Here is a 25,208-nt window from a genome sequence, read left to right on the forward strand (position 1 = left end):
GCGCGCCGCGCGCCCGCCGCCCCGGGCGGCGTCGCCGCTCTGGGCTCCGGCCGGTCGGGCCTGGTGCCCGCCCCCCCCCCGCGCCGAGGAGTTGCCGGGGGTCTGGCCGGTCGTCTGGCCGGGGGTCTGGCCGGGTCCGTCACCAGACGGTGATGCCCATGGTGTCGGCCGCGCTGTGGATGGCGTTGTAGTGCGGGATCGACATGTCGGACTTCTTATGGCCGGCCGGGAGGTTCTTGTCGGCGGCGCGGAACTCGTCGCGGGCGGCGGCGAGCAGGCTGGTGCCGTAGGAGACCGGGACGTCCTTGGTGCCGTGGGCCGGGTGGGACTTGGCGGCCGTCTGGCTGCCCGCCTGGGCGAGGGTGCTGCGGGCCTGGTTGTAGGCGGCGGCCTTGACCGTCTTCGGGTTGGCGAGCCGGGCCTGGGCGGTGCCGGCCGTCCGGGTCTGGTCGGCGGCCATGGCGACGGGTGCGACGGCGGCGGTGAGAGCGCCGGCGGCGACGACGGTGACGAGGGCGTTGCGGACGAGCCTGTTCATGTGGATTCCTTCCGGGAGAATTCCGAGAATTCCGAGAACTCCGAGGATTCGCCTCCGTTCCGGTCCCGGGGGATCGTCGGAGTGCGAACGTCTCCGCACTACCCCGGCGTCCGAGAGCGGAAAACCCGATTCCGTACGGTTCGTTCGGAAGTGATCGGATCAGGACGTTTTCTGGCTCCGGGGAACTCGTATCGTCAGACTGGGTGGGTGAATCCTGATCTCTACCCGGACGTGGCCGCAGCCGGGAGCCTCGCCGCCGCACTGGAATCGGCCGCCGCCGAACTGGCCGTGGACATCACCCTGGTGCCGGGGACCTGGGGCGACGCGGCCTCGGCGGGCATCGCGCCCCCGGCGGGCGCGGTGCCCTCGGGGCCCGCGCGCCGGCCGCTGCAGGTCCACCTGTCCGCCGCGAGGCGTAGCTTCGGCGTCTCCGGCCGGAGCCTGGGCGCCGAGCTGATCACGGGGTGGACGGCCGAACTCCGGGACGTCGTCCGGGCCGCCGCGGCCTGGGGGAGCGGCCGGAGCCTCGCGGAGCTGCGCGAGCGGTTCCCGTTCCTCTCCTCCTCGGAGCTCGCCGAGGCCCATGAGCACGGGGTTGCCGCCGTGGTCGGGCTGCAATGGCGCTGGGTCAGGGAACGGGCCCTGAGGGAATCGGAGTCCACGGAGTTCGGCCTGCTGGTCGCAGCGGCCGGTGCGGAGCCGAGGCTCCGGCAGTTGTCCCCGGCCGTCAGCCACGGGAGGCTGCTCCTCGCGGGCCGGACCGGCTTCCCGTCCGAACCGGTGATCGCGATCGTTCCCGCGGACGACGGCCGCTCGTACCAGGTGCGGCGGTTCCCGCACGGCGGCGTGGTCGCCGAGGCCGGGACGGCGGCGGAGGCCGTCGCGCTGGCCGTCGCCCACCTGCCGGCCGACCTCGGGCCGGCCGTGCTCGGCAGCGACGAGGACGCCTGACGGCCGCCGCTCGTCAGTCTTCTTCCTCGTACGGCGGGATGGACCAGCGCAGCACCGTGCCGCCGCCCGGGGCGGCTTCGAGGGTGACCGGGTAGACCTGGCCCCAGCCGCGTTCGCCGTGGTGCCGGACCGCGTGGTCGCCTTGGTCCCAGCCGATGCCGAGTACGGCGCAGCCGCCGACCTCGACCGCACCGACGCGCAGCGGGTGGTCCCAGCCGGCCCGCTCGGCCAGGTAGTGGTCGGTGTGCGGGTCGAGACCGACGGCGACGCCGGTGCCGGGGAGGCCGCCGCGCCAGGTGGTGAGTTCGGCGGCGCGGGCGGCGGCCTCGGCGAGCGGGAGGTCGAGCCAGCCGTGCGGGCCGTCGACGCCGTGCCAGAAGATCCGTTCGCCGCCGAAGTGGGCGTGGGCGTCGTCCTCGTGGCGGCCCCAGTAGGTGACGTCGGCGAGGCCGTCGACGGATTCGCCGTCCAGTCCCGTCCACGCCTCCAGGGTGGTGGCGTCGCCGATCACCGTGCCGCAGCGGTCGACGGGCAGGTCGCCGAGCGGGATCGGGACGGCCGGGTCGGCGTCGGCGGGCCAGGGGAGGCCGAGTTCGATCTCCAGGGTGGCGATGCTCGGTTCCTCGTCGAACGGTGACGGCGAGGTGGTGGCCCGGACCCGCAGCGGCCGGTCGGCGGCGGCCCGGACGGCGAAGGCCTCGCAGTCCCCGTCCCGGAGGTGGGCGCCGCTCGCGGTGGCGGTCGCCGCACGGGCACGTTCGCCGAGGGGCGCGCCGGTCTCCGGCCAGAAGTCGATCCAGCCGGCCATGCCGAGCACCAGCAGGCCGGACGGTGCGGTGACGGTTCCCAGGTCGGTGAAAGTTCCCAGGTCGGTGAAGGTTTCGGGCATGCGCCGATTGTGCCGCTCCGGTACGACATTCCCGAATCCCGGTCGGGCGCCGAGCCCGCGTGGTGGGTGGGCTCGCCGGGTGGGGCCGGTGCGGTGGCTACGCGTTGGACCAGGAGCGGGTGGAGAGCACCAGGAGGTAGCCGTCCGGGTCCTGGACGGTGACGCCCCAGGCGTCCCAGTACGGGTTGTGCGCGGGGACGCGCTTGCCGCCGTGCTGTTCGAGCCGCTCGATCAGTTCCTCGTCGACCGGCCGGCCGAGGTAGACGACCAGCAGGTCGTCGGCGGTCGGCCGCGGTTCGACGGGGGCCGCGGGGTCGTGGACGAGTTCCAGGTGCCAGGCGGCGCCGGGCCAGCCGACCATGAGGAGCGAGTGCTCGTCGGGGGTGCCGTCGGTGGTGTGCCGGTACAGGACGTCCAGGCCGAGGCCGGCGGCCCAGAAGTGCTCGGCGGCGGCGAGGTCGCGGGAGGGGCGGGCGATGCGGACGTGGGCGGTGGCGTCGGCCGGCACGGTTCTGGCTCCTGGGCGGATGGGGGAGGGGCGGGGACAGCAGCGAGCCTAGGGACCCCGGGGGCGGGTGCCATCGGGCGCCGGTCCTAGTCCGGCGGGCCCAGGTCCGGCCGGTCCTCAGTCCGAGTTGGGCCAGACCAGGACGCCGGGGCCGTCCGGGGTGAGCACGGGCACCCAGGCTTCGTCGGTCTCGGCCAACCGGTCCTCGTCGAGCCGCAGTTCGTGCGGTTCCTCGGCGTCCCCGTCGCAGGCCCAGTAGGTGATGCCGCGCAGGGCGTCCCGGAGCCGGTCGAGTTCGCCGTCGGACCAGGGGCGGTGCTGGGTTCCGGCACCGCGGAAGTCCCGCTCGAAGAGTGTTCGGAGTGCGGTGAGGCCGTCGGGGCCGGTCACCGGGACCAGGAAGCCCTGTAGTTCGCCTTGGTGGCAGGAGGTGCCGCCGTACTGCTGCTGGTAGTGGACTCCGGTGGGGGCGGCGACGACCACGTACAGCCAGCGGCCCGCTGTGCCGTCCGGGTCGAGGAACACGAATCGGTGTAAGTCCATGACAAGCAGTCTGCTCGACGGGCGGCGGGCGGTCGAGGGTGGATCGTCCGGATGATGAGAAACCGGAGGAACGTGCGGTAAGTGCCCAGGTGGTCGCGGGCCGGTCGGCGGCGGGCGGGCTCCGGTGACGCGAACGGCTCCGTGTGCCTGCGGCGGTTCGGGGCAATTCGATTCGCATGCGGACTCCACTTGGATCAACCGCCCTTGCGGGTGCTCTGGGCGGCTGATTGCCTCGCCGTCGTGACCGAACACCCGGTCGTGGGATTCCGTGGATACACCGCAGAGGGAGAGCTCCTTGTTCACCGTCAAGAAGGCCACCACCGTTGCTGTCGCCGCCCTGGTCGCCACGGGCGCGCTGGCCGGCGCCGCGCCTGCCTCGGCCAGTTCCGCCCGTCAGGGCTCGGAGAACGTCCGCTTCTTCAACGAGGACACGGGCGGCGCGCTGGACGCCAACAGCACCGGCGGCAACGCCGTCTCATGGACGCCCAACGGCACGGACTACCAGGCCTGGATCCTGCGCTTCGGCAGCCAGGGTGGTCTCCAGATCGAGAGCAGGGCGCGGGTCGGCCAGTGCCTCCAGGCGCCTGAGAACTTCGGCGACCCGATCGCCGTGGTGACGTGCAACAAGTACGTTCCGACCCAGTGGTGGGTGCTTCCCATGGTGGGTGACAAGCACGTGATCGCCCTGCAGCAGGATCCGGAGAAGGTCATCGAGTCCACCCCGACCGGCGACCCCGTGTTCCAGGGGTTCTACGACGGCAACCCGCGTCAGTTGTGGGATGCCAGCGCAGCCTGAGCCGCCGGCGGCAACGCGAACGGCCCGGCACCTGTGACGAGGTGCCGGGCCGTCCGACTGTGGAGCGCCAGGCCCGGATTGCACGGACTCTTCCTACTGAAAGTAGGACGTACTCTGGTAGTACCACTGACGCCTGACGAGGAACTGTGTTCCTTGCGACGAGAAGAACGTTAGCAGCTCAGAGTGCATGATCCAAAACGGGCCCGGGCGGTCCGGTTGGGTTGGGGGTCAGGCGTCGAACTCCCCGTTGCGGATGGCGGCGACGAGGTCGCGCCACTCAGCGGGGGTGAGCTGGGCGATGGCGTCGGGGAGCAGGCTGCTGCGGACGTAGACGGCGTCGGGGGTGACGGCTACCTCTGGGCAGGCGTTCGCATTGGCGCATGCGGCGGGCCGAATCCAGGAGCGGTTCTCCATGGGCTGTGTCTCCTCTGTGCGGGATCAGGCGTCGAACTCCCCGTCGCGGATGGCGGCGACGAGGTCGCGCCACTCGGTCGGGGTGAGTTGCGCGACGGCGTCCGGCAGGAGGCTGCTGCGGACGTAGACGGCGTCGGGGGTGACGGCCACCTCCGGGCAGCTTGAGCCGTCGGGGCAACCACCGGGGCGAGTCCAGGGGCGGTTCTCCATGGGCTGTGTCTCCTTTGCGCGGAATCAGGTGTCGAATTCCCCGTTGCGGATGGCGGCGACGAGGTCGCGCCACTCGGTGGGAGTGAGTTGCGCGACGGCGTCGGGGAGCAGACTGCTGCGGACGTAGACGGCGTCGGAGGCGACGGCCACCTCCGGGCAGTTGTTGCCATCGCCGCATGCGCTGGGCTTCTGCCAAACGAGTTCTTCCACCGGGGCCCCACAGGCTGTTCATGATGCTGGAGATCGCATCGCGGGAGACGGACGGATCGAGTTGAGTGGTCCGGGAGTTGGTCGGCGGGGCCGGCCGGTCGGGTTGGGGGTCAGGCGTCGAACTCTCCGTTGCGGATGGCGGCGACGAGGTCGCGCCACTCGGCTGGGGTGAGCTGGGCTATGGCGTCGGGGAGCAGGCTGCTGCGGACGTAGACGGCGTCGAGGGTGACGGCCACCTCTGGGCAGTTGCCCGCATTGGCGCATGCACTGGGGCGGATCCAGGAGTGCTTCTCCATCGGTTATATCTCCTTCTTGATCTTCGCGATCAGATCGCGAGAGCCCTCGACCGAAAGCGACCTGTCAGCCATCTGCTCAACCATCGAGCGGTATTCCTCCAGATGGTCGGGCATGTGGAGGAAGACCGGACCCTCCATCGAGTCGCAGCTGACGGTGTCGAGCCGAGGTACGGCCCCGTTCGCGTAGTAGATGGCTTGACCGGGCCCCTTGAAGCCTCCGGCAGCAAAGCCGACCACTCGTAGCGTGATGTGCGGTAGCTGGGACAACTCCAACATCCAGTCCAGCTGTTCCCGCGCCACATCGCGGCCGCCGAACTGCATGCGCAGTGCGGCCTCATGGACGATCGCCGTGTAGGGATGCGTGCCTTTCGCCATCAACATCTCGGATCGCAGCATTCGTTGCTCGACCCGTGTCTCGACGATGCGTGGTGTCAGGCGGACTTGTGCGTCCTGGAAGATCGCACGGCTGTATCGCTCCGTTTGCATCGGGCCCGGCGGGTGGCAGATTTGGTACGAGTACATGCCCTTCGCGTGGTACTCAAATTCGCAGATGTCGAGAAAGCCTTGCGGAACGGATCCGCGATACTCCTCCCACCAACCCTTGCCCTTGTCGCCGGCCATGGTGGCGAGGGCCTCGATGTACTCGGTGTCGAGCTCTCCGTACTTGTGTGCAAGGGCGACCACTCGTTCGGGAGTGATCGAGTAGGCCCCCTGCTCGATGAGCGTGATCTTCGTGCGGTCCACGCCGAAGACCTTGGCCGCCTCTGTGGTGGTCGAACCGGCGGCATCGCGCATCTTCCTCAGCTCGATGCCAACCCGCTGTTTGCGTGCACTGGGGATAGGTGGCATGTGCTCAAGCATCTACTGGGGCGCTACAGCGAGTCCAGCCGCATTTAGGGGTACATGTACTGGAAGTGGTCGCACATGTACCGCCTGATGCCCTACAGTCTGTGATGCACCGATCACCGAACGGATCGTCAGTAACGCCGCTCGGGCTCCGAAGAACACCCATGTCCAGTGGGCTCGTTCACGGCGACGCATCCGTCGATCTCACCCGTTCCCCTCTGGGAGATCCCTGTGCGCAACTTCCTCAACTCCCCCTTCCCCTCCCTCGCGGTCTCCCGCGACGCCCTCCGCGAGGCCCTGACCAGCCTGGACTGGCCCCCGGACCTCATCTCCGACGCCCAGCTCGCCATGGTCGAACTGATCGTCAACTCCTGGCGCCACGCGAACACCCCCGCCCCGGCGGTCGTCATCCTCCTCCGCGGAAACACCCTCCGGGTCGGGGTCTCCGACCGCTCCTCCGCCCTCCCCGAGCAGCGCCCCTTCGATCCCTGCTCCGAGTCCGGCCGGGGCCTCCGGCTCGTCGAAGGCCTCACCCACCGCTGGGGTGTCGACCCCCGGAAGCTCGGCAAGACCACCTGGTTCGAGTTGGACGGTGTCGCGTGAGCGCCCACCACCCGATCCACCCCGCCGATCCGGCCCTGTTCCACCTCACCGGCCGCCAGCTCACCGAACTCCTCGTCGAACTCCGCACAGAGGGACGCGAGTTCGGCCTCCTCTGGCCCTCCGTCCACCCGGGCGAGAGCAACCTGGCCGGTCGTCGGCTCGTGAACTTCGGCAACGTTCCGGCGAGCACCCTGATCAACCTCCTCGCGCTCCTCCGCGAGTACAAGCGCAGCCGTGACGGCGGCCCCCGCCGATGCTCGGGCTCCTGATCATCAACCTCCTGGCCGCCCTCGTCGGCGCGCTCTGCGAAACCCGCTCCACCCGCTTTTGGCGCAAACCGACCGACGTCCGACCCCCGTCCGGTGGCGCCCGCCCTCGGTAGCCGATTCCGGCCCGTACGTAGGAAGTCGGCCCGGTCGACTTCCTACGCACACCCCCGCCCGCCCCGGCCTCGCGCGCAAGATCAGTAAACACTCCTGCGACCAAAGTGGCGCATCGACATCCTTGCTGCACAAGGGACTTGACGTCCCATCATGCCGTTGAAAGAGTCTGCGACCGCGCGAACTCCAGTGCGATCAATGCGAGTTCGAAAGCACCTTCATCGACACGGGGAGACTTCTCATGTTCACCAAGAAGATTGCCGTCGCGGCCGTGGCCGTGGCCGCCGCGGGTGTCCTCGGCACCGCGACGTCCGCCTCCGCGACCGGCGCCACGCTGTACGACACGAAGACCGTGGTCATCAACGACACCGGCAACCTGGGTTCGATCTGTACGTCCCGGACCCTCAACCTGGCGGCCGGCTCCTACGGTTGGGGCTTCGTCGACATGGCCCCGATGGTGAGCAGTACCGTCAAGCTCGCCGCCGGCACCTACGTCTGGACCGACTGCCTGACCCAGGGCATGGACTACTACTTCCTGGACTCGAAGATCCAGCTCAAGAACAGCTCCGCGGCCCCCGCCGTGCTGGATGCGACGCGCTGGCTGAACGTCGGTTCCTACACCTTCGGCAGCTTCCTCAAGCCGAACTTCTAGGGCCTGGGCCCGGGGTGCCCCGCCCTCCACCGCGGAGGGCGGGGCACCCGTGGTTCCGGGCCGACCCCTCCCTATCGGCCCTGGAGGTAGGTCGGGGTGGCCGTCGGGGTCACGGGGGAGCCGCCCGGCGCCGTGGGCGTCCCCGTCGGAATCGAGGAGCCGCCCGGAGCGGCCGGGGTCCCGGTCGGGGTTCCCGTCGGGGCCCCCGTCGAAGTCCCGGGCTTGCCGAGCGGCGTGGGGGTCGCCGTCGGGGTGGACGTCGGCGTCCCCGTCGGGGCGGGCGTGGGGGTGGCGGTCGGGGTGGACGCCGGGGCCGTGGTGGCGTGGTCCTGGGCGAAGGCGGCGGGCAGCCCCACGCCGACCCCCGCGATCAGCAGCAGGGAACCGCCGGCCATGAGGGCCCCCTTGGTGCGGCGGCGGGACCGCACGCCGGCCTGGAGGCGCTCGCGGTGCCGGGTCTCGAAGGGGGTGTTCTCCTGGGTGTCGCGCATCATGCGTGCCAGCTCCTGTTCGAAATCATCCATGGGTTCCTCCGTCACCTCACCGGCTCGCCGACCTCGGTCAGAGCCTCCCGCAGTTTCGCCACCCCGCGCGATGCCAGGGAGCGGGCGGTGCCCACCGGGCAGCCCATCACCTCGGCGACCTGCCCCTCGGGCAGGTCCTGGTAGTAGCGCAGGACGACCGCGGCCCGCTGGCGGGCCGACAGGAGGGCCAACGCGGCCTCCAGGCGGGTGCGTTCCTCCACGACGGCGGCCAGGTCCTGGCTGCCGGCCGTCTCGGGCAGCTCCTCGGTGGGGCGTTCGCCCCACCAGCGCCGACGGGCCGAGCGGGCCGCCGCGCGCACCAGGACCTGGCGCAGGTACGCCTCGGGGGCCTGGGCGGCGACCTTCGGCCAGGCGGACCACAACTTGAGCAGCCCCTCCTGGAGCAGGTCCTCGGCCCGGTGCCGGTCTCCGCCGGTGAGCAGGCGCGCGAGGTGGAACAGCGCGGACCAGCGGGCCGCGACGAACTCATCGAAACCATCCGCTCGCGCATGCCTCATCCAGCACCGCCTTTCCGATCTCCGAACGCCTGTACCTGTGGAAAGGCACTGGCCCCCGGCCCGCTATGCACCCCTCCCTGTGAACTGGATCACTCGCGCGCCCGGTCCGGCGCGGTCCGGCGCGGTTCAGCGCGGTTCAGCCCGGTTCGGCGCGGTTCAGCGGTAGGCGGCGAGGAACGCCCGGACGCCGGCTTCGGCGTAGCGCTCGAGCTCGGCGTCCGTGTGCTGCGGGCTGCCGTGGAACATCGCCTTGTTCACCGGGATCCAGAGCAGCAGCCCCGAGAAGTGGTTCGCCGCGAGCAGCGCGTCGTCCACCGTGAGCACGCCTTGGTCGGCGAGTCGTCGGAAGGTGTCGGCGAGGGTGGCGAGCACCCGCTCGAAGCCCTGCTCGTACCAGGTGGCGCCCAGCTCCGGGAAGTTGTCGGCGTTGGCGATGATCAGCCGGCGCAGCTGGAGCACCTGCGGCCGGGTCAGGGTGGTGAGGAACTGCCGGGCGAGGGTGCCCAGGTTCTCCTCCAGGGCGGCCGGGTCGGCCGGGATGTCGGACACCAGGTCGATCATGGCCTCGATCCGGCCGGTCGTGGCGAGCACGATCTCGGCGAACAGCTTCTCCTTGTCGGCGAAGTGCTTGTACACCGTCTGCTTCGACACGGCCGCGAGCTTGGCGATGTCGTCCATGCTCGTGCCCGCGTAGCCCTTGGCCATGAAGACCGTGGTCGCGGCTTCCATGATCGCCTGGTGCTTGCGGGCCGACCGGTTGCCGGGCTCGTTCGCTTCCAATCTCGTCTCCCTCCCCTTCTCGGCTTCTCGTTCTGGACGGAACAGTACTGGACAGTCCAGTTCTGGCGGCCTCACGTCCTTGGGGGGACTTCCATGGCTCAGCAGGTGATCGACACCGCTTCCACCTCTGCCACCACGTTCACCGGCCGACGCGCCCTGCTGGTCGGCGGCGCCCTGGCCGGCCCGCTGTTCCTCGGCCTCGGAGTGGCCCAGGGCCTCACCCGCCAGGGCTTCGACTTCTCCCGCAACGCCATCAGCCAGCTCGGCCTCGGCGACCTCGGCTGGATCCAGGTCGCGAGCTTCCTGCTCACCGGCCTGCTCCTGGCCGCCGGCGCCGTCGGCCTCCACCGCACCATCGGCGGTACCCCCGGCGGTACTTGGGCCCCGAGGCTGATCGCCGCCTTCGGGGCCTCCTTCCTCCTCGCCGGGGTCTTCAAGGCCGACCCCGGCGCGGGCTTCCCGGCCGGAACGCCGGACGGCCCCGGTGAGCTGAGCGGCCACGGCACCGTCCACCTGCTCAGCGGCACCCTCGGCTACCTGGCGCTCTGCCTCGCCTTCCTCGCCCTGGCCCGGCACTTCGCCGCGCGCGGCGAGCGCGGCTGGGCCCTCGCCCTCCGCATCGTCCCGGTCGGCGTCCTGGCCGGTTTCGCGGGCTCCGGCGCCACCGTCATCGCCTTCACCCTCGGCGCAGGCCTCGGCCTCCTCGCCCTCACCGCGGCGATCCTGCGGGCCGGCGCCCTTGTCGGTGCCGACCGCTAGCGTCCGAGCAGTGACGTCACCTCAGAACAGCTACGTTCAACCCGAGTAGAGAACAGGACACCCGCGCGATGACCACCCCCGTCAAAGGCCCCGCCAGCTACTTCCCCGCGATCGAGAAGAAGTATGGCCGCCCGGTCGAGGAGTGGCAGGGCCTGATCCGCAGCTCGCCGCTCACCAAGCACATGGAGCTCGTCGCCTGGCTCAAGGGTGAGCACGGCCTCGGCCACGGCCACGCCAACGCGCTCGTCGCCCACACCCTCGCCGAGCGCACGGCCGGCTGACCGGGTCGTTGCCTGCCGCCCGCTGCCTGCTGTCGTGTGACGTGGGGCGAGGTGGGTGCGGCTTCCGGGGATTCCCTTCGTCCGTGCACTACCTTTCGTGCTGCACTGCCACGCTCCGTGACCATTCGGCGTTCGGAGTTGTTCGGCATCCGCACCGACCCGTCGCACGGAAGGCTCGCCATGACCACCCAACTCCCGGCCACCATCGACGAAGTGATCTCCCGCATGGAGCAGATCGACCGCGAACTCGACCCGCGCGACGGCGTCGCCTGCTTCAACCGGGTATACCTGAAAGTCACCAAGCTGGTGAAGCAGCACGTCACCGAGGGCACCTTCAAGGACGGCGCCTTCCTGGAGCGGATGGACGTCATCTTCGCCGGGCACTACCTCCAGAACGTCGAGGCCGCCAAGGCCGGACGCCAGGTCGAGGGTTCCTGGCAGCCGCTGTTCGACGTGCGCGGCAACCGGGTCATCTGGCCGATCCAGTTCGCGCTGGCCGGGATGAACGCCCACATCAACCACGACCTCGCCCTCGCCGTCGTCGAGACCTGCCAGGAGCGCGGCACCGCGCCTGAGAACCCGCCGGTGCACGAGGACTTCGAGAAGGTCAACGACCTGCTCGCGAGCGTGGAGGCCGAGATCCGGGCCGAGTTCGAGTTACAGCTCGTCAAGGTCGCCACCGCGCCCGCCGAGCAGCTCAAGCACGCGGTCAGCGCGTTCAGCATGTCCACCGCCCGCGAGGTCGCCTGGTTCAACGCCACCCAGCTGTGGAACGCGCGCAACAACCCGATGAAGTACCAGATCGTGCTCACCGGCATGGTCGGCTCGGTGAACGCCACCAGCAGGGTGATCCTCGTCCCGGTCATCCCGCCGCCGGCCGCCTGACGGGATCGGACGCCGGCCGCGGCCGCCCGCCGCCTCCCCGTAACGGTGAGGTGGGCGGGCGGCCGCGGTCTGCGGTGCGGAGGGAGCGGCGGCCGGTGGACGACCGGTGGACGACCGGGCGGCGGTAGCCGGGCGCTCCTCGGGGCGGAGGTGGAAAGGGGGTTGCGCGGAGGCGCCGCACCGCTGACGATCATGCGATGAGCACAGTGATCAGACGGGTACGGGCCGAGGAGTGGGAGCGGGTCAAGGAGCTCCGCCTCGCCGCGCTGCAGGACCCGGTCGCGGGCATCGCCTTCCTGGACACCTACGAGAACGCCGCCGCCAAGCCGGACGAGTTCTGGCAGGAGCGCACCGCCGGAGCCGCCGAGGGCGACGCGGTGCACCAGCTCGTCGCCGAGGCCGCGGACGGCCGCTGGCTCGGCAGCATGACCGTCCTGGTCGAGCGGCCCGGCGGGGACGGCGCCCTCGGCGGCGACGTCGTCAGCGTCCCGCAGACCCACGTCGTCGGGGTCTACGTCCGCCCCGAGGCGCGCGGCACCGGCCTGGCACACGAGTTGATCCGGGCCGCCCAGGACTGCTCCTGGGCGCTCACCGAGCCCCGGGTCCAGCGGGTCCGGCTGTTCGTCCACGAGGACAACGCCCGTGCCAAGGCGATGTACCTGCGGGCCGGCTTCCGCCGCTCCGGGGTCTCCGTGCCGGTGCCGGGGGACGCGACGCACCGGGAGATCGAGCTGGCGGTCGAGCGGGGCTGAGGTTCGCTGTCCGTCTGTCCGTCTGTCCGCCTGGCTGCTTCCCCGCCTGGCTGCCGCCCGCCGCCCGCCGTCAGCGGAAGTCGTCCGCGTGCTCCCGGACCCAGGAGCGGAAGCTGCGGGCCGGGCGGCCGAGCACCTGCTCGACCGTGTCCGTCACCCGTTCCGGTTCGCGGGTGAACGACTCCCAGGCCCGCAGCCGGGACTCCACGAAGGCCGCGTTGCCCCAGGCCGCCGTCAGCTGCTCGCGGGCCACCTCCGGCGCCAGCTCCTCCCAGCGGACCTCGGTGCCGAGCTCCTCGCCGATGATCCCCACCAGCGCGGCGTGGGCGAGCGACTCGGGGCCGGTGACCAGGTACTTCCTGCCGTCGTGCCCGTCCTCGGTGAGCGCCCGGACGGCCACGTCCGCGATGTCGCGTTCGTGGACCAGCGAGCGGCGCGCCCGCCCGTACGGCCAGCGGACCACGCCGGTGCGGACCTGGTCGGCCCAGCCGAGCGCGTTGCCCGCGAAGTCGATCGCGCGGACGAAGGTCCAGGCCGTGCCGGAGTGGCGGATCAGCCGCTCGATCTCCTGGTGGAAGATCACGGCCGGTTCGTCGTCCGTGAGGTCCGGTACGTCCGTCGAGAGGTAGACGACGCGCTCGGCGTGCTCGGCGATCAGCTCGACCACCCGCGGCTGCACCGGGATCCCGGGCCACATCAGGTAGACGGCGTCCACCCCGCCGTGCACCCCGCCGTCCAGCGCGGCCGTCAGGCTCTCCGGCTCCGCCAGGTCGCCCTCGACGACCTCCACCCCGGCGGGCAGCGCGGACGTGGCCCGGTTCCGCACCAACGCCCGTACCCCGTGCCCGCCTTCGACCAGTGAGGCCACCACGTGCCTGCCCACACTGCCGTTCGCGCCGATCACCAGAACCTTGGTCATGCCGGGCCCAACTGCCCGACCGGACCGGCCTATTCCCCTCGCGCGGCCCCGGACCACGAGCCGTCCGCTGCGGGAGAGTGGGTGATGACGACCCGGGTCTGTCAACACCGCTCCCCGGCCTCGACGCACCTGTGCGGCCCGACCATCGCACCGCCCGACCATCGCACCGCCCGACCGGTTGGCTTTCCGTGCGGGTTGCAGCGGTACGTCCGGCTGGACGGGCTGGACGGGCTGGACGCGATCTGGATCTCGCACCTGCACGCCGACCACCGCGCCGACCTACTCACCGCCTGCCACGGCGCGTTGTCCGCGGACGTGCGGCTCGCCGCGCCGATCCCGCTCCACGGTCCGCCCGGCATGCCGGCCTTCGCGCTCCGGGCGGACGCCGGCGGCCGTTCGATGGTCTACTCCGGCGACACCGCGCCCCGCGCCGCGCTCACCGGACTGGCCGCCGACGGCGACCTGTTGCCGTGCGAGGCGGAGGCGGTGGCCCGCGCCGCGTCCCGGTTCGCCGGCCCGGTCGGGCACGCCGATCCGGGAGCGGTGCTCACGGTCTGACGGGCCCGGCCGGATCGACCTGCCTGGTCGGTGCGAACGGTCAACCGCCCACCCGCACGACGTACTTGCCGGTGGCCCGCCGCTCCTGCATCGCGTCGTGGGCGGCCGGTACGGCCTCCAGGTCCGCGAGCTCCGTGAGCGGCACGGTGAGGCCGCGGTGCGCCTGGAGGTCGAGGGTGGTGCGGATGGCCCGGGCAAGGCGTTCGGGTGCGGTGGCGGCGTAGCTGCGGTGGCTGAACCCGGTGACGGAGAGGTTGCCGCCCATCAGCCGGCCGAGCGGCGGCAGGTCGCCGAGTTCGCCGCCGCCCGCGTTGCCGAACAGGACGATCCGGCCGCCCGGCGCGGTGACGGCGAGGTCGAGGTCCAGGGCGGCGGTGCCGAGCGGGTCGAGCACGAGGTCGACGCCCCGGCCGTCGGTGGCGGTGCGGACGGCGTCGGCGAGCTTCTCGTCGCGGGCGAAGGCGTGGTGGTAGCCGAGTTCGACGGCGGCTGCGGCCTTCTCCGGGCGGCCGACCGTGCCGATCAGGGCGCCCCCGCCGCCGAGCAGCGGGACGAGCTGGGCGACGGCGCTGCCGATCCCGCCGCCGGCCGAGTGGACCAGGACGTTGTCCCCGTCGGTGAGCCGGCCCGCGTCGGTGAGCAGCAGGACGGCGGTGGCGAGGCCGAGCGGGGCGGCGGCGGCCGCGCTGAGCGCCAGCCCGTCCGGGACGGGGAGGGTCAGGACGGCGTCGGCGAGCACCACCTCGGCGAGTCCGCCGCCGACGGGTGCGGCCGCGACCCGGTCGCCGACGGCGAGCCCGGTGACGCCTTCGCCGAGCGCCCGGACCGTACCGGCGACCTCCTTGCCCGGCAGGTACGGCCACTCGGCGGTGTAGCCGCCGTCGCCGCGGCGGGCCATCACGTCCACGAAGTTCAGTCCGGCCCAGGCGACGTCGATCGCGACCTGGCCGGGGCCGGGTCGCGGTGCCTCGATCTGCTGGATCTCGGAGTTCTCGGCTCCACCGGGTGCGGTCATCACCAGTGCGCGCATGTCGGTCCCCCTCGACTACGATGTTCGACGAACGACGAAATTGCCGTGGCACAGTGGTACCACCGCGTTTCGGCGTTTGTCGAACATCGCAGATCAGAGGAGGTAGGAAGATGTCGCGCAGCACCCGCCGCCGGCCGGCGCTCGTCCACCCCGCGGTCGAGGAGATCGACCTGTACGACGTCCTCCACGCGCTCTCCGACCCCACCCGGATGACCATCGTCCGGGTTCTGCGCGCCGAACCCGAACGGGCCTGCGGCACCTTCCCGGTGGACGTCGCGCCCTCCACGCTCAGCCACCACTTCAAGGTGCTGCGCGAATCCGGTGTGATCAGCCAGCGCGAGGAGGCCAACCGCCGGTTCTCCGCGCTGCGGACGGTCGACCTCGAACGGCGCTTCCCCGGGCTGCTGGACACCGTCCTGGCCGCGCTCGCCCGCAATGAGCCCGGAGAAGAGCTCGGAGAGCAGCCCGGAGAAGAGCTCGGAGATGAGCCCGGTGCCGAACCGGCCTGGCACGGTTAGGAGTCAGGCGGCGGCCGCGCGGTGCCGGCGGTGGTACGAGACGGTGACCGCCGCCAGCAGCGGGCCCCAGGCGGCCGCGGGCAGGTAGAGGAAGCCGACCAGCAGGTGCCCCCGCGGCGTCATGTCCGGGTGCGACACCGTCCACCAGGCGAGGAACGGCGTCCAGAGCGCCGTCAGCCCGGCCGCACCCAGCGAGGCCGCCAGGACGACCCGGCGCGGGTTCACCGGCCGCCCGCCGAGGAGCGGGACCCAGCGCGGCGGCACCGTGCCCCACGGCCGGACCAGGCCCAGGGTGAGCAGCGCCAGCGCCTCGGTGAGCACGCTCAGGGTGAGCGGCCAGACCGCGTCCCGACCGGTGAAACCCACCGCGTGGTAGCCCGCGTCGGTGTACCCGCCGTGCCATCCGAGGGTCAGCCCGAGCCGCCACAGCCCGGCCGGCAGCGCGGTCACCGCGGCCGCGTGGGCGGCCCGGACCGCCCAGCGCGGCGGGGCGGGAACGGCCGCGGCGGCAGGAGCGGTGGAGTCGGGAGCGGCAGTGGTGCGGGGGGCGGTGGTCGGCTGCGGCGTCGTCATGGCCCCACCCTCCGGTGCGGGCCGGTGGTGCCGCGTCCGCTCGGCGGCGGGCTTGCGCCGGACCCCTCCCCCGGCTGGGGGAGGGGCGTCTCAGCCCTGCCGCAGCCCTACCGCAGCCCCGCCGCGGTCGCCGGTGGGTGGTCTCAGCGCAGCCGCGACGACGACAGGATCGACGCGAGGTGCGCCACCACCATCCCCCAGGTGATCACCGTGATCCCGGCGAGCGTCCACCGGGTGGCGTCCAGGTTGTGCAGTCCGGCGTCCACGGCGGCGGCCGCCAGCAGCACCAGCGAGGCCTCGATGCCGTTCGTCACCCGGTGGATCTTGAAGACCGAGGCGAGCCGACGGGCCGTCGCGATGCCCTGGGAACGCGGCTGGGTGGACTCCTCGTCCGCCGGCGCCTGCCCGCTGCGCGCCCGGGCCACGTCCACCAGGTCCGTCGAGGCTTTGAGCAGGACGACGCCCAGCGCGGCCGCCAGGCCCGCCGACACCCACAGCTCCGAGCCGCCGCGCGCCGCCCGTACACCCGCGCCGATCATCAGCGCGGCGTCCGCCAGGTAGGCGCCCAGCCGGTCCACGTACACCCCGGCCATGCTGAACTGGCGCTTCCAGCGCGCCACTTCGCCGTCCACGCAGTCGAACAGCAGGAACAGCTGGAACAGCACCGCCGCGAGCACCGCGCCGGTCAGGCCCGGGACCAGCAGGGCCGCGCCGCCGCCGACCCCGCACACCACCATCACCCAGGTCAGGGTGTTCGGCGAGACCGAGGTGCGCACCAGCTGACGGGTGGTCCGCAGCGAGAGCGCCCGCATGTAGAGCCGGCCCGCCCAGTGCTCACCGTTGCGGCTCTGCAACTTGGCCTGCGGCTGGCACACCTCGCGCAGCTCGGCGAGCGCCGGAGCAGCCACCATGACGACATCCCTCCACCTGTCCCGAAACGATCACCACAGGCTACGGCCTCCGGAGGGGGCGCCTGACCAGCCGGTACGCCCCCGGCGTCCGGGAAAACCGGTGGGCCGCCCGAACACCCCCGGGCTAGGCTTCGCGGGTTCACCGGAACCGGAGCCCCCGGGCCCGATCGCCCGTCCCCGCAAGCCCGTTGACGCCGTTCCGCGCGACGCCGCCCGGCGTGACGCGGTCCGGTGCGCGGCGCTCCGGCGCGGGGCGGAGCGGACGCGCCCCGAGGGCGGAACGAGGAGAGTCCAGCACCATGGTGACCACGGACACCGCCCCGCAGGGCCCCGACCCGCAGAGCCCCGACCTGGCCCGGCTCCTGGCCGGACACCGGCCGCAGGGCCCGGTCGAGACCGCCGACCACGCCAGGGCGACCGCCCTGGTCGCCGCCTCCGCCGCTGCTGCTGCCGCCGCCGCCGCCTCCGACGACACCGACGCTGCCGATGCCGCCGACGCAGCCGATGCCGCCGACGTCTGGGACCGCGGCACCCCGCTGCACTTCACCGCCTCCGCGCTGATCGTCCACCCGCCCACCCGCCGGGTGCTGCTGCGCTGGCACGTCCGCCAGCAGGCCTGGCTCCAGGTCGGCGGCCACGGCGACCCGGGGGAGACCCTCCCGCTGGACATCGCCCTGCGCGAGGGCCTGGAGGAGACCGGCCTCACCGACCTCACCCCCTGGCCCGACGCCACCCTCGTCCACCTCGCCGTGGTGCCCGTCCCGGCCTCACCCGTCGAACCCGCCCACGAGCACGCCGACCTGCGCTTCCTGCTCGCCACCGACCGCCCGGACGACGCCCGCCCGGAGAACCCGGCCTCCCCGCTGGAGTGGCTGAGCATCGAGGAGGCCCGGCAGCGGACCACCGAGGAGAACTTCCGCGAGACCCTCGACCGCGCCGCCCGCCTGCTCGGCTGAACCACGCCGCCCTCACCCAAGGACCCCACCCCTGATGCACACCGACCAGATCCTCATCTTCGACGCCGACGACACCCTCTGGGAGAACAACGTCCTCTTCGAGCGCGTCATCGACGGCTTCCTGGACTGGGCCGCCGCCCCGGAGGGCCGCGACGGCGCCCGGGCCCTGTTCGACCGGATCGAGGCCGCCAACGTGGCCGCCCTCGGCTACGGCGCCACCGTCTTCCGGCAGAGCCTCGCCGACTGCCTGCGGCAGCTGAACGGCGACCGCACCCCCACCGCGGCCGAGCTCGCCCGGATCGACGAGCTGCTCACCCCGCTCACCCGGCGCGGCGAGGTCGAACTGATCGCCGGCGTCGCCGACACCCTCGCCACCCTGGCCGGCCGCCACCGGCTCCTCCTGCTCACCAAGGGCGACCAGGAGGAGCAGCAGGCCAAGGTGACGGCCTCCACGATCGACCACCACTTCGGCGGGATCCACATCGTGGCCGAGAAGTCCGTCGACACCTACCGGCAGCTCACCGCCGAGCTCGGCCTCGACCCGGACCGCACCTGGATGATCGGCAACTCGCCCAAGTCCGACATCGCCCCCGCCCGCCGGGCCGGCCTGCGCACCGTCTTCATCCCGCACGAGCACACCTGGGTGCTGGAGCACGAGGACCTCGGCCCGGACGAGGCGACGCTGCAGCTCGCGACCTTCCCTGAGCTGCTGCGCCACTTCTGAGCGAACGCGCCGGCTCCAGACCTAGACCGCGAGCGCCGTCGCCGGGACCTGCCCCGTGCCGCGGTACAGCCAGGCCCGCTCGGAGGCCGACCACACGCTGGTGGTGAGCAGGTAGAGCGCGGCGGCCACCGGCACCAGCATCGCGAAGACCACCGACGCGAAGGACAGGTACGGCAGCAGCGCCGCCCCCGGCTGCGGGGTGGTCTGCGCGGCCGCCGCGCGCCGGGCCCGGCGGTAGTTGACGTACCCGACCGCCGCCAGCCCGGCGTACAGCAGGCCGAACACCGCGAACTGTCCGGCGCCCTGCGCGTTCCCGACGTGCAGGCCCAGCGGCACCCCGAACAGGGTGTGGTCCAGCAGGTCGTTCGGGGTGGTGAAGAGCCGGTACATCACCGAGAAGAACGGGATCTGCACCAGCATCGGCAGGCAGCCCGCGAACGGCGAGACCTGCTCCTCCCGGTACAGCTCCGCGAGCGCCTCGCGCGCCTTCTCCGGGTTCTTCTTGTGCTTCGCGTTCAGCGCGGCGACCTTCGGCGCCAGCTTCGAGCGGGCCTTCTCCCCGCGCGCCGCCGCCCGCGCCAGCGGGTGCAGGCAGAGCCGCACGGCGAGCACGAACAGGACGATCGCCAGTGCCGTCGGCAGGGCGTGGGCGAGGGTGGCGACCGCGGCGTGGGCGACGGTGACGGCCGGGTCGAGAACAGACAGGACGGACATGGTGAAGCGAGCCCTCCGGGGTCTCAGAACATGAGTGATCGGCGGAGGACGGCCGCGAAGAAGGTACGGGCAGCCGCGGAAACGCGGGCACCGTACGGGAGAACTGCGGGACTACGCGGCCGCCGGGGCCGCTCCCGGCGCCCTGGGGCGTCGCCTGCCCCGGGCGTCCGGATCACGCTGCGGAAGGAACGCCGTACGGAACGCCCGGCGTCGCAGCACCCCGCTGCGCACCGCGGCCGGGGCCCGTGCCCCCAACAACCGCGCCCCGGCGAGGGCCCCCGCGACCGCCCCGGCCACCAGGACCATCGCCGCCACGGCGGCGACGGACGCGAGCCCGCCGCCCTCGGTCACCAACTGCCCGGTCAACACCCGGAGCAGGCCCAGCACCATCGCGACGAACTCCACGGCGGGCCCCCCTCTCGATGTCTTCCCGGTTCCGGACGTTCAGCACGACGATCCTACGACCTCCCGGGTCCCCGCGGTACAGGGGAATTCCTCACGGAGCATCCACCGCGTGCACCCACACCCGCGTCGCGCCGTCCGCCTCCACCGTCAGCCAGACCGACTCCGCGAGGCGCTTGCCGTGACCGGGCAGCGGCCCGGCGACGACGGAACCGTGGCGCAACGCCCCCGCCGCCTTCGGGTCCGGCGCCCCCGCCTGACGGAACCCCTCCGACACACCGGTCCCGAGGTCTGTCCCGGCGCCCGGACTCACCGGGATCCCCAGCCCGTTCAGGAACCCCCATTCCTCTCCCGGAGGCAGCCGGAAGGACAGGAACGCCGAGTCGTCCTGGAACCCCTGCCGGTACGCCCACCGCAGCTCACCCGCCGACGCCGGCGGCTGCACCCGTGCGAACTCCGTGACCCGCTCCGCCGTGACCGCCATCCACGCCCCGGGCCGTCCACCGTCCGCCGCCGGATTCCGGTCCCACTCCCGCAACCAGTACAGGCCCCCCACCGCGCCCACCACCAGAACCAACGGGAGCAGGACACCCAGAAGGAGCGTCCGTCCTTGCCGTCGCCTCACCGCCCCCGCCTCACGGCCTCGCCCCGCGCGGCCCCCCGGCCCCCTGGAAGTCGGTGCCGCTCACGGGACCGCCCTCCCCGTCGTCGAGCCGGACGGTGACCGGCCGGGTCCTGCCGACGATGTCGTACTCCTTGGCCAGCCCGGTCCGGTGCAGGCTCGCCATGTCGGCGTCCGTGACGTCCGTACCGGCGATCGGCGTGCTCTTGCCCGGGTCCCAGTTGTAACGGTCCCAGACATTGACCTGGTACTGCAGGGAGACCCGGGGCTTCCCGTCCGGCCCCGGGACGGCCGTCACCACCCCGGACGTGAGGTACGGATGACTCCCGACCGCCAGGTACCAGTTGCGGTCACCGAACGTGCGGTGGGCGACCGGGCTCTCCACGGGGACCGAGACCGGAGCCCCTCCCGACTTCTCGAACGCGTCCAACGCGGCCTGCCGCCACTGGGCCGTGTTGGCGGCCAGTTGGACGCCCGCGTCCGCCTTGAAGCCGGCGTCGTCGCCGAGCATGCGGTCGACATCCACGGTGAGGGGCGTGCCGGTGCCGTCCAGGTAGTGCGCCATGTTGACGGAGGCATCCGGGTAGCCGACGAGTGAGCCGCCGGCGACGAGGGCGAGGGCCGTCGCCCGGACGTTCTGCTCGTGCAGGCCCGGCTCCCGGACCTTCCACGGCCCGGCGCCTTCGTCCGCTTTCGACCACTCGTAGTCGGTCGGGCCCAGGATCCCCGCCCCGACCAGCTTCGGTGAGTCGGAGGCGAGCAGCCCGGCCCGTACGGCGGGGTCGAGGGCTGCCCACCACGCCTTCAGGTCGCCGGGGTTGCTCGGCATGCCCGCAGCCGTCTCCAGGTCCCCCCGGGCGTTGCCGAGCCCGCCGGGATGCGTCGCCGGGTCGACCTCCTCCGGGTCGAGCGCGCGCAGGGCGGCGGCCACGGCACCGTCTGCCTCGGTGGCCGCCGTCACGGCCGCGGTCATGACCTGCACGTACTGCTGGACTTCGTCCCACTTCCGCTTCTGGTACGCCACCGTCTCGGGGTCGTTCCGCTCCTCGCGGGAGAGAGCGGGCAGCGTGACCGAGCCGTCGGCGGCCACGGTCGCGCCCAGGGCCTCCGCGTCGCCGATCGCGCGGAGCAGCTTCTTCCTGGCTTCGGCGAAGCTCCTGCCGGCGCGGTGCAGAGCCGCGGAGACAGCCAGGGCCTCGAAGTGGAAGGCCGCCAACTCGTCGGCCAGGAAACCGATTTCCCGGGTCGCTTCGTCGGCCGCCGCACCGGTCCAGGGCCGGCTGTCGGACGGTTGGGCGTAGGGCCCGCCGCTCCCACCCGTCAGCGGGTGCAGGACTCCCGAGCGGACCTGGCCGGCGAGGTGCTCCAGATGACCGGAGAGGCCGGTCCAGGTGTCGCCCGCGTGGTCGAGCAACTCGAAGGACGCCGAGCGGAGCTGGGTGAAGGACACCATGGTTCACGGCCCCTTGAAGGCGGTGGCGGTGGAGGAGTCGGTGGCGTGGTAGCTGCGTGCCGTGGCGTCCAGACGGTCGGCCGTCAGGCCGAGCCGGTTGTCGAGGCTGGTCCAGCGGGCCTTCCACCAGGTGAGCGCCTGGGACAGGGCCGGCCCGCTGGCCCACCCCTCGGCCAAGGCCTGGACGGCCGCCGCCGTGTCCGGTTCGACGCGGGTGACGGAGGACTTGAGCTCGCCACGTAGCCGCCGCGCTTCACCGGCGGTCTGCTGGAGCACACCCGGCTGTACGAGGACGGGGGCGCCCGCGCCGACGGTGCCCGCCCACGGACCGGTGGGGCGGGGCAGGACGGTCGCCGGTGGAGCGTCCTGGCCGTAAAGCCAGGGGTTCTGGTCCTTCTCGTCGGTGCCGGTCATGACGGGGAGCCCCCCTCTGCGTGCTCGATCGGTATTCGAACGTAGCCGATCGACCGGGGCGGCGAGGCGTGAATCCGTGAACGCGCGGGGTGTAGCCGTCGGTGCTACGCGGGGCTACCGTGGAAGACATGAGGACGATTACCCAGCGGGAGTTCCGGAACAACTCCGCCGCGGTGATGGACGCGGTGGAGGCCGGTGAGACCTTCCACATCACCAGGAACGGGGTCGAGGTCGCGGAGCTGCGGCCGGTGTCCGGGCGGCGGCGGCTCACGGCGGAGGAGCTGGTGGCGCGGCACGTGAAGTTGCCGCGGGTGGACTACCAGGAGATGCGCAAGGAGGCCGAGGAGTACTTCGGGCCCGAGGAGCTCGTCGGGGACGAGGGCGACGACCCGTTCGAGCGGCGGCGTGGCTGAGCGCCGGAGGGCGTCCCGGCGGCGGCCCGCCGGGGTGCTCGACACCTGTGTGTACATCGACCTGGCGCTGCTCAGCCCCGGGGACCTGCCCGCCGTGCCGGAGCTGACCGCGATCACCTTCGCCGAACTCCAGCAGGGCGTCTCGATGGCCCGCGACCCGATCAGCCGGGCGGCCCGGCTGGAGGTGCTCGGCGCGGCGATGGCCGACTTCGACCCGCTGCCCTTCGACGCGGCCGCCGCCGCCCGCTACGGGACCCTCGTCACCCTGACCATCGCCGCCGGACGGCAGCCGCGCCCGCGCCGGATCGACCTGATGATCGCCGCCGTCGCCTCCGCCCACGGGCTGCCGCTGTACACCCGCAACGTGGCGGACTTCCGGGGGCTGGGCTCGGCGGTGGAGGTCATCGGGGTGTGAGGGCGGCCGAGGCCGCCACGGCCTCGGCCTGCCGCATCCGCCGCATCCGCCGCGCCCGCCGCGCCCGCCGCCGCCGGGAGGTGGTCAACCCAGCCGGATCGTGCGGCCGGTGGCCGCGGAGGTGCGGGCGGCCTCCAGGACGGTGAGGGTGGCCACCGCGTCGCGCGGGTCGACCGGGGGCGGGGTGCCGGGGGTGGCCAGGGCGGCGGCGATGCCGGCGTAGAAGGCGGGGTAGTCGCCCGGGTCGGTGGGCAGGGAGATCTCGGACCCGTCGCTGCCCAGGGTGCCGTGGTGCTCGGGCAGGTCGGCGCCCCACGGGTGGGTGCCGTCCGGGCGGCGGCCCGACCGCAGGTCGGCCTCCTGCGGGTCCATGCCGTGCTTGACGTACCCGGCGGTGTCGCCGAGCACCCGCAGCCGGGGGCCGATCAGCGGGGTGATGGCGCTGGTCCACAGGTGCGAGCGGGTGCCGCAGGCGTGGGTCAGGGCGACGAAGGCGTCGTCGTCCACCACCGCGCCGTCCCGCCGCACGTCGATCTCCGCGTAGACCGTCTCGACCGGCCCGAACAGGGTGAGCGCCTGGTCGACCAGGTGACTGCCCAGGTCGTACAGGGTGCCGCCGACCTCGGCCGGGTCGGCGAGCTCGCGCCAGCCCGGCTTGGGCTTCGGGCGGAACCGCTCGAACCGGGACTCGAAGCGGTGCACCCGGCCGAGCGCGCCGCCGCGCACCAGTCGGCTCGCGGTGAGGAAGTCGCCGTCCCAGCGCCGGTTCTGGAACACCGACAGCAGGACGCCCCGCTCCTCGGCCAGCCGGCACAGCTCCAGCGCCTCCGCGGCGGTGCCGGCCAGCGGCTTGTCCACCACGGTGGCCAGGCCGGCCCGCAGGGCGGCGCGGGCCAGCGGGGCGTGGGTGCGGTTGGGCGAGGCGACGACCACCAGGTCCAGCGCGTCCGGGTCGGCGAGCAGCTGCTCGGGGGTGTCGACGGCGCGGGCGTCCGGGTGCTCGCGGCGCAGCTGCTCCCGGCGCTCCGGGTTGGCGGTGACCACGGCGTCCAGCCGCAGCCCGGGCGTGGTGGCGATGAGCGGGGCGTGGAAGGCGGAGCCGGCCAGGCCGTAGCCGATCAGGCCGACGCGGAGGGGGCGGGGGGCGGTCAGCGGGTTCATACGGCCCACTCAATCACGGGGTGCCCCTTTGCTCCCGGTTTCCCGGTTCCCCGCTGCTCCCCGCTGCTCCCGCTGCCCGTCCGTCGGCCGTCGCGTCCCGTTGGACGGGACGTTCTGTCCCCTGCCATCCGTGCGGATTAGGCTGTGGCGCGTCAGGGCCCCACCGCAAGACTTGCAACATTCCGGGAGACACGCACGTGGCAGACCGCAAGCCCATCGAGTCCTGGCTGACCGACATGGACGGTGTCCTCATCCACGAGGGCACGCCGATCCCCGGGGCGGAGGAGTTCCTCCGCCGGCTGCGGGAGTCCGGCAAGCCCTTCCTCGTCCTCACCAACAACTCCATCTACACCCCGCGCGACCTGAGCGCCCGGCTGGCCGGGATGGGCCTGGAGGTGCCGGAGGAGTGCATCTGGACCTCGGCCCTGGCCACCGCCAAGTTCCTCAAGAGCCAGCGCCCGAACGGCACCGCGTACGTGATCGGCGAGGCCGGCCTCACCACGGCGCTCTACCAGGCCGGGTACGTGCTGACCGACAACAACCCGGACTACGTCGTGCTCGGCGAGACCCGGACCTACTCCTTCGAGGCGCTGACCAAGGCGATCCGCCTGATCAACGCGGGCGCCCGGTTCATCTGCACCAACCCGGACGAGACCGGCCCCTCCACCGAGGGCGTGCTGCCGGCCACCGGCTCGGTCGCGGCCCTGATCACCAAGGCCACCGGCGTGGACCCGTACTTCGTCGGCAAGCCCAACCCGCTGATGATGCGCGAGGCGCTCAACACCGCCGGCGCCCACTCGGAGACCGCCGTGATGATCGGCGACCGGATGGACACCGACATCGTCGCGGGCATGGAGGCCGGCATGGAGACCATCCTGGTGCTCACCGGCCTGACCTCCGCCGGCGACGTGGAGCGCTTCCCGTACCGGCCGACCCGGGTGGTCACGTCGATCGCGGACCTGGTCGAGCTGGTCTAACCTCTGCGGTGCAGTCGCGGGGCCCCCCCCCCCCCCCCCCCCCGGGGGGCGGGCGGCTCAAACCCCCGGTAGTGGAGCGCGCGCGCGAGCACCCCGGCGCGCGACACGGCGCC

General features: G+C 72.5%; 38 protein-coding genes. 16 read left to right on the top strand and 22 right to left on the bottom strand.

Annotated elements, in window-relative coordinates:
• Positions 1-139 precede the first annotated feature (139 nt).
• Positions 140-538 (bottom strand): hypothetical protein, encoded by a 399-nt coding sequence (locus ACFWXO_RS06260; protein WP_380522548.1) that lies wholly within the window; start codon positions 536-538, stop codon positions 140-142.
• A gap of 207 nt (positions 539-745) precedes the next feature.
• On the opposite strand from ACFWXO_RS06260, the gene ACFWXO_RS06265 reads away from it, so the two are divergent.
• Positions 746-1,489, top strand: a complete 744-nt coding sequence (locus ACFWXO_RS06265) for a DUF6193 family natural product biosynthesis protein (protein ID WP_380522549.1) — start codon at positions 746-748, stop codon at positions 1,487-1,489.
• A gap of 13 nt (positions 1,490-1,502) precedes the next feature.
• Here ACFWXO_RS06265 and ACFWXO_RS06270 read toward each other — a convergent pair whose 3' ends face one another.
• The 3 genes from ACFWXO_RS06270 to ACFWXO_RS06280 form a co-directional block, all read right to left on the bottom strand.
• A complete protein-coding gene (locus ACFWXO_RS06270) occupies positions 1,503-2,378 on the bottom strand; it encodes a hypothetical protein (RefSeq protein WP_380522550.1) in 876 nt (291 codons plus the stop codon).
• Positions 2,379-2,475: 97 nt separating this feature from the next.
• Positions 2,476-2,886 (bottom strand): VOC family protein, encoded by a 411-nt coding sequence (locus ACFWXO_RS06275; protein ID WP_380522551.1) that lies wholly within the window; start codon positions 2,884-2,886, stop codon positions 2,476-2,478.
• A 117-nt stretch (positions 2,887-3,003) separates the two neighbouring features.
• Entirely contained in the window at positions 3,004-3,429 is a 426-nt protein-coding gene (locus ACFWXO_RS06280) for a DUF6210 family protein (protein ID WP_380522552.1), read from the bottom strand.
• Positions 3,430-3,724: 295 nt separating this feature from the next.
• On the opposite strand from ACFWXO_RS06280, the gene ACFWXO_RS06285 reads away from it, so the two are divergent.
• Complete coding sequence (locus ACFWXO_RS06285; protein ID WP_380522553.1) at positions 3,725-4,225, top strand: hypothetical protein; 501 nt, start codon at positions 3,725-3,727, stop codon at positions 4,223-4,225.
• A gap of 228 nt (positions 4,226-4,453) precedes the next feature.
• Here the strand turns inward: ACFWXO_RS06285 and ACFWXO_RS06290 are convergent, their stop codons facing one another.
• From ACFWXO_RS06290 to ACFWXO_RS06310, 5 genes are all read right to left on the bottom strand, one after another.
• Positions 4,454-4,639 (bottom strand): DUF397 domain-containing protein, encoded by a 186-nt coding sequence (locus ACFWXO_RS06290; RefSeq protein WP_380522554.1) that lies wholly within the window; start codon positions 4,637-4,639, stop codon positions 4,454-4,456.
• Positions 4,640-4,663: 24 nt separating this feature from the next.
• Positions 4,664-4,849: a DUF397 domain-containing protein gene (locus tag ACFWXO_RS06295; protein WP_375883195.1), complete on the bottom strand. Its 186-nt coding sequence runs from the start codon at positions 4,847-4,849 to the stop codon at positions 4,664-4,666.
• Between the two features lie 24 nt (positions 4,850-4,873).
• Positions 4,874-5,059, bottom strand: a complete 186-nt coding sequence (locus ACFWXO_RS06300; protein ID WP_380522555.1) for a DUF397 domain-containing protein — start codon at positions 5,057-5,059, stop codon at positions 4,874-4,876.
• A 110-nt stretch (positions 5,060-5,169) separates the two neighbouring features.
• Positions 5,170-5,355, bottom strand: a complete 186-nt coding sequence (locus tag ACFWXO_RS06305) for a DUF397 domain-containing protein (RefSeq protein ID WP_380522556.1) — start codon at positions 5,353-5,355, stop codon at positions 5,170-5,172.
• A gap of 3 nt (positions 5,356-5,358) precedes the next feature.
• The gene (locus tag ACFWXO_RS06310; protein WP_380522557.1) at positions 5,359-6,216 is read right to left on the bottom strand and encodes a Scr1 family TA system antitoxin-like transcriptional regulator; all 858 of its coding nucleotides are present in this window, start codon (positions 6,214-6,216) and stop codon (positions 5,359-5,361) included.
• A gap of 216 nt (positions 6,217-6,432) precedes the next feature.
• On the opposite strand from ACFWXO_RS06310, the gene ACFWXO_RS06315 reads away from it, so the two are divergent.
• The 3 genes from ACFWXO_RS06315 to ACFWXO_RS06325 all read left to right on the top strand — a co-directional run bounded on the left by ACFWXO_RS06315 (position 6,433) and on the right by ACFWXO_RS06325 (position 7,836).
• Positions 6,433-6,804 (top strand): ATP-binding protein, encoded by a 372-nt coding sequence (locus ACFWXO_RS06315; RefSeq protein WP_380522558.1) that lies wholly within the window; start codon positions 6,433-6,435, stop codon positions 6,802-6,804.
• Complete coding sequence (locus ACFWXO_RS06320; RefSeq protein WP_380522559.1) at positions 6,801-7,073, top strand: hypothetical protein; 273 nt, start codon at positions 6,801-6,803, stop codon at positions 7,071-7,073. The genes ACFWXO_RS06315 and ACFWXO_RS06320 overlap by 4 nt, the downstream gene beginning before the upstream one ends.
• Before the next feature lie 352 nt (positions 7,074-7,425).
• Positions 7,426-7,836 carry a hypothetical protein gene (locus ACFWXO_RS06325; protein WP_375883211.1) on the top strand — a complete coding sequence of 137 codons (411 nt, stop codon included), beginning with the start codon at positions 7,426-7,428 and terminating at the stop codon, positions 7,834-7,836.
• A 71-nt stretch (positions 7,837-7,907) separates the two neighbouring features.
• Here ACFWXO_RS06325 and ACFWXO_RS06330 read toward each other — a convergent pair whose 3' ends face one another.
• The 3 genes from ACFWXO_RS06330 to ACFWXO_RS06340 all read right to left on the bottom strand — a co-directional run bounded on the left by ACFWXO_RS06330 (position 7,908) and on the right by ACFWXO_RS06340 (position 9,658).
• The gene (locus tag ACFWXO_RS06330) at positions 7,908-8,360 is read right to left on the bottom strand and encodes a cellulase (protein ID WP_380522560.1); all 453 of its coding nucleotides are present in this window, start codon (positions 8,358-8,360) and stop codon (positions 7,908-7,910) included.
• Between the two features lie 11 nt (positions 8,361-8,371).
• A complete protein-coding gene (locus ACFWXO_RS06335; RefSeq protein WP_380522561.1) occupies positions 8,372-8,878 on the bottom strand; it encodes a SigE family RNA polymerase sigma factor in 507 nt (168 codons plus the stop codon).
• A 156-nt stretch (positions 8,879-9,034) separates the two neighbouring features.
• The gene (locus ACFWXO_RS06340; protein ID WP_380522562.1) at positions 9,035-9,658 is read right to left on the bottom strand and encodes a TetR/AcrR family transcriptional regulator; all 624 of its coding nucleotides are present in this window, start codon (positions 9,656-9,658) and stop codon (positions 9,035-9,037) included.
• Positions 9,659-9,751: 93 nt separating this feature from the next.
• Between ACFWXO_RS06340 and ACFWXO_RS06345 the strand changes: the two genes are divergently transcribed.
• The 4 genes from ACFWXO_RS06345 to ACFWXO_RS06360 all read left to right on the top strand — a co-directional run bounded on the left by ACFWXO_RS06345 (position 9,752) and on the right by ACFWXO_RS06360 (position 12,335).
• On the top strand, positions 9,752-10,417 hold the full coding sequence (locus ACFWXO_RS06345) for a DUF998 domain-containing protein (protein WP_380522563.1): 666 nt from the start codon (positions 9,752-9,754) through the stop codon (positions 10,415-10,417).
• 68 nt (positions 10,418-10,485) lie between these two features.
• Complete coding sequence (locus ACFWXO_RS06350; RefSeq protein WP_375883225.1) at positions 10,486-10,698, top strand: DUF4287 domain-containing protein; 213 nt, start codon at positions 10,486-10,488, stop codon at positions 10,696-10,698.
• A gap of 117 nt (positions 10,699-10,815) precedes the next feature.
• The gene (locus ACFWXO_RS06355; RefSeq protein ID WP_380522564.1) at positions 10,816-11,583 is read left to right on the top strand and encodes a DUF5995 family protein; all 768 of its coding nucleotides are present in this window, start codon (positions 10,816-10,818) and stop codon (positions 11,581-11,583) included.
• 197 nt (positions 11,584-11,780) lie between these two features.
• Positions 11,781-12,335: a GNAT family N-acetyltransferase gene (locus ACFWXO_RS06360; RefSeq protein WP_380522565.1), complete on the top strand. Its 555-nt coding sequence runs from the start codon at positions 11,781-11,783 to the stop codon at positions 12,333-12,335.
• A 70-nt stretch (positions 12,336-12,405) separates the two neighbouring features.
• On the opposite strand, the gene ACFWXO_RS06365 is transcribed toward ACFWXO_RS06360, so the two are convergent.
• The gene (locus ACFWXO_RS06365) at positions 12,406-13,254 is read right to left on the bottom strand and encodes an NAD(P)H-binding protein (protein ID WP_380522566.1); all 849 of its coding nucleotides are present in this window, start codon (positions 13,252-13,254) and stop codon (positions 12,406-12,408) included.
• Positions 13,255-13,449: 195 nt separating this feature from the next.
• On the opposite strand from ACFWXO_RS06365, the gene ACFWXO_RS06370 reads away from it, so the two are divergent.
• Positions 13,450-13,812, top strand: a complete 363-nt coding sequence (locus ACFWXO_RS06370) for a hypothetical protein (protein WP_380522567.1) — start codon at positions 13,450-13,452, stop codon at positions 13,810-13,812.
• Between the two features lie 40 nt (positions 13,813-13,852).
• On the opposite strand, the gene ACFWXO_RS06375 is transcribed toward ACFWXO_RS06370, so the two are convergent.
• Complete coding sequence (locus tag ACFWXO_RS06375; RefSeq protein WP_380522568.1) at positions 13,853-14,842, bottom strand: zinc-binding alcohol dehydrogenase family protein; 990 nt, start codon at positions 14,840-14,842, stop codon at positions 13,853-13,855.
• Positions 14,843-14,952: 110 nt separating this feature from the next.
• Between ACFWXO_RS06375 and ACFWXO_RS06380 the strand changes: the two genes are divergently transcribed.
• The gene (locus tag ACFWXO_RS06380) at positions 14,953-15,360 is read left to right on the top strand and encodes an ArsR/SmtB family transcription factor (RefSeq protein ID WP_380522569.1); all 408 of its coding nucleotides are present in this window, start codon (positions 14,953-14,955) and stop codon (positions 15,358-15,360) included.
• A gap of 3 nt (positions 15,361-15,363) precedes the next feature.
• On the opposite strand, the gene ACFWXO_RS06385 is transcribed toward ACFWXO_RS06380, so the two are convergent.
• Together ACFWXO_RS06385 and ACFWXO_RS06390 are read right to left on the bottom strand one after the other, a co-directional pair.
• Positions 15,364-15,933: a hypothetical protein gene (locus ACFWXO_RS06385; protein ID WP_380522570.1), complete on the bottom strand. Its 570-nt coding sequence runs from the start codon at positions 15,931-15,933 to the stop codon at positions 15,364-15,366.
• A 143-nt stretch (positions 15,934-16,076) separates the two neighbouring features.
• Positions 16,077-16,844: a CDP-alcohol phosphatidyltransferase family protein gene (locus ACFWXO_RS06390; protein WP_380522571.1), complete on the bottom strand. Its 768-nt coding sequence runs from the start codon at positions 16,842-16,844 to the stop codon at positions 16,077-16,079.
• A gap of 299 nt (positions 16,845-17,143) precedes the next feature.
• On the opposite strand from ACFWXO_RS06390, the gene ACFWXO_RS06395 reads away from it, so the two are divergent.
• Both ACFWXO_RS06395 and ACFWXO_RS06400 read left to right on the top strand, forming a co-directional pair.
• On the top strand, positions 17,144-17,800 hold the full coding sequence (locus tag ACFWXO_RS06395; RefSeq protein WP_380522572.1) for an NUDIX hydrolase: 657 nt from the start codon (positions 17,144-17,146) through the stop codon (positions 17,798-17,800).
• 34 nt (positions 17,801-17,834) lie between these two features.
• On the top strand, positions 17,835-18,524 hold the full coding sequence (locus tag ACFWXO_RS06400) for an HAD family hydrolase (RefSeq protein WP_375883249.1): 690 nt from the start codon (positions 17,835-17,837) through the stop codon (positions 18,522-18,524).
• Between the two features lie 21 nt (positions 18,525-18,545).
• On the opposite strand, the gene ACFWXO_RS06405 is transcribed toward ACFWXO_RS06400, so the two are convergent.
• The 5 genes from ACFWXO_RS06405 to ACFWXO_RS06425 form a co-directional block, all read right to left on the bottom strand.
• Positions 18,546-19,238: a YidC/Oxa1 family membrane protein insertase gene (locus ACFWXO_RS06405; protein WP_380522573.1), complete on the bottom strand. Its 693-nt coding sequence runs from the start codon at positions 19,236-19,238 to the stop codon at positions 18,546-18,548.
• Positions 19,239-19,349: 111 nt separating this feature from the next.
• Positions 19,350-19,643: a DUF6412 domain-containing protein gene (locus tag ACFWXO_RS06410; protein WP_380398388.1), complete on the bottom strand. Its 294-nt coding sequence runs from the start codon at positions 19,641-19,643 to the stop codon at positions 19,350-19,352.
• A 91-nt stretch (positions 19,644-19,734) separates the two neighbouring features.
• Positions 19,735-19,863 (bottom strand): hypothetical protein, encoded by a 129-nt coding sequence (locus ACFWXO_RS06415; protein WP_380522574.1) that lies wholly within the window; start codon positions 19,861-19,863, stop codon positions 19,735-19,737.
• Between the two features lie 412 nt (positions 19,864-20,275).
• Positions 20,276-21,715 carry a hypothetical protein gene (locus tag ACFWXO_RS06420; protein WP_380522575.1) on the bottom strand — a complete coding sequence of 480 codons (1,440 nt, stop codon included), beginning with the start codon at positions 21,713-21,715 and terminating at the stop codon, positions 20,276-20,278.
• Positions 21,716-21,718: 3 nt separating this feature from the next.
• On the bottom strand, positions 21,719-22,129 hold the full coding sequence (locus tag ACFWXO_RS06425; RefSeq protein ID WP_380522576.1) for a WXG100 family type VII secretion target: 411 nt from the start codon (positions 22,127-22,129) through the stop codon (positions 21,719-21,721).
• A gap of 128 nt (positions 22,130-22,257) precedes the next feature.
• On the opposite strand from ACFWXO_RS06425, the gene ACFWXO_RS06430 reads away from it, so the two are divergent.
• The gene (locus ACFWXO_RS06430) at positions 22,258-22,542 is read left to right on the top strand and encodes a type II toxin-antitoxin system prevent-host-death family antitoxin (RefSeq protein ID WP_360240707.1); all 285 of its coding nucleotides are present in this window, start codon (positions 22,258-22,260) and stop codon (positions 22,540-22,542) included.
• The gene (locus ACFWXO_RS06435; RefSeq protein ID WP_375883256.1) at positions 22,535-22,957 is read left to right on the top strand and encodes a type II toxin-antitoxin system VapC family toxin; all 423 of its coding nucleotides are present in this window, start codon (positions 22,535-22,537) and stop codon (positions 22,955-22,957) included. Before ACFWXO_RS06430 ends, ACFWXO_RS06435 begins: the two co-directional genes overlap by 8 nt.
• An 84-nt stretch (positions 22,958-23,041) precedes the next feature.
• Here ACFWXO_RS06435 and ACFWXO_RS06440 read toward each other — a convergent pair whose 3' ends face one another.
• Entirely contained in the window at positions 23,042-24,118 is a 1,077-nt protein-coding gene (locus ACFWXO_RS06440) for a Gfo/Idh/MocA family oxidoreductase (protein WP_375883258.1), read from the bottom strand.
• Between the two features lie 197 nt (positions 24,119-24,315).
• Between ACFWXO_RS06440 and ACFWXO_RS06445 the strand changes: the two genes are divergently transcribed.
• A complete protein-coding gene (locus ACFWXO_RS06445; protein WP_380398397.1) occupies positions 24,316-25,095 on the top strand; it encodes an HAD-IIA family hydrolase in 780 nt (259 codons plus the stop codon).
• Positions 25,096-25,208 lie beyond the last annotated feature (113 nt).

It is taken from the genome of Kitasatospora sp. NPDC059088, assembly GCF_042738155.1.
In the GTDB taxonomy this organism is placed as follows: domain Bacteria; phylum Actinomycetota; class Actinomycetes; order Streptomycetales; family Streptomycetaceae; genus Kitasatospora.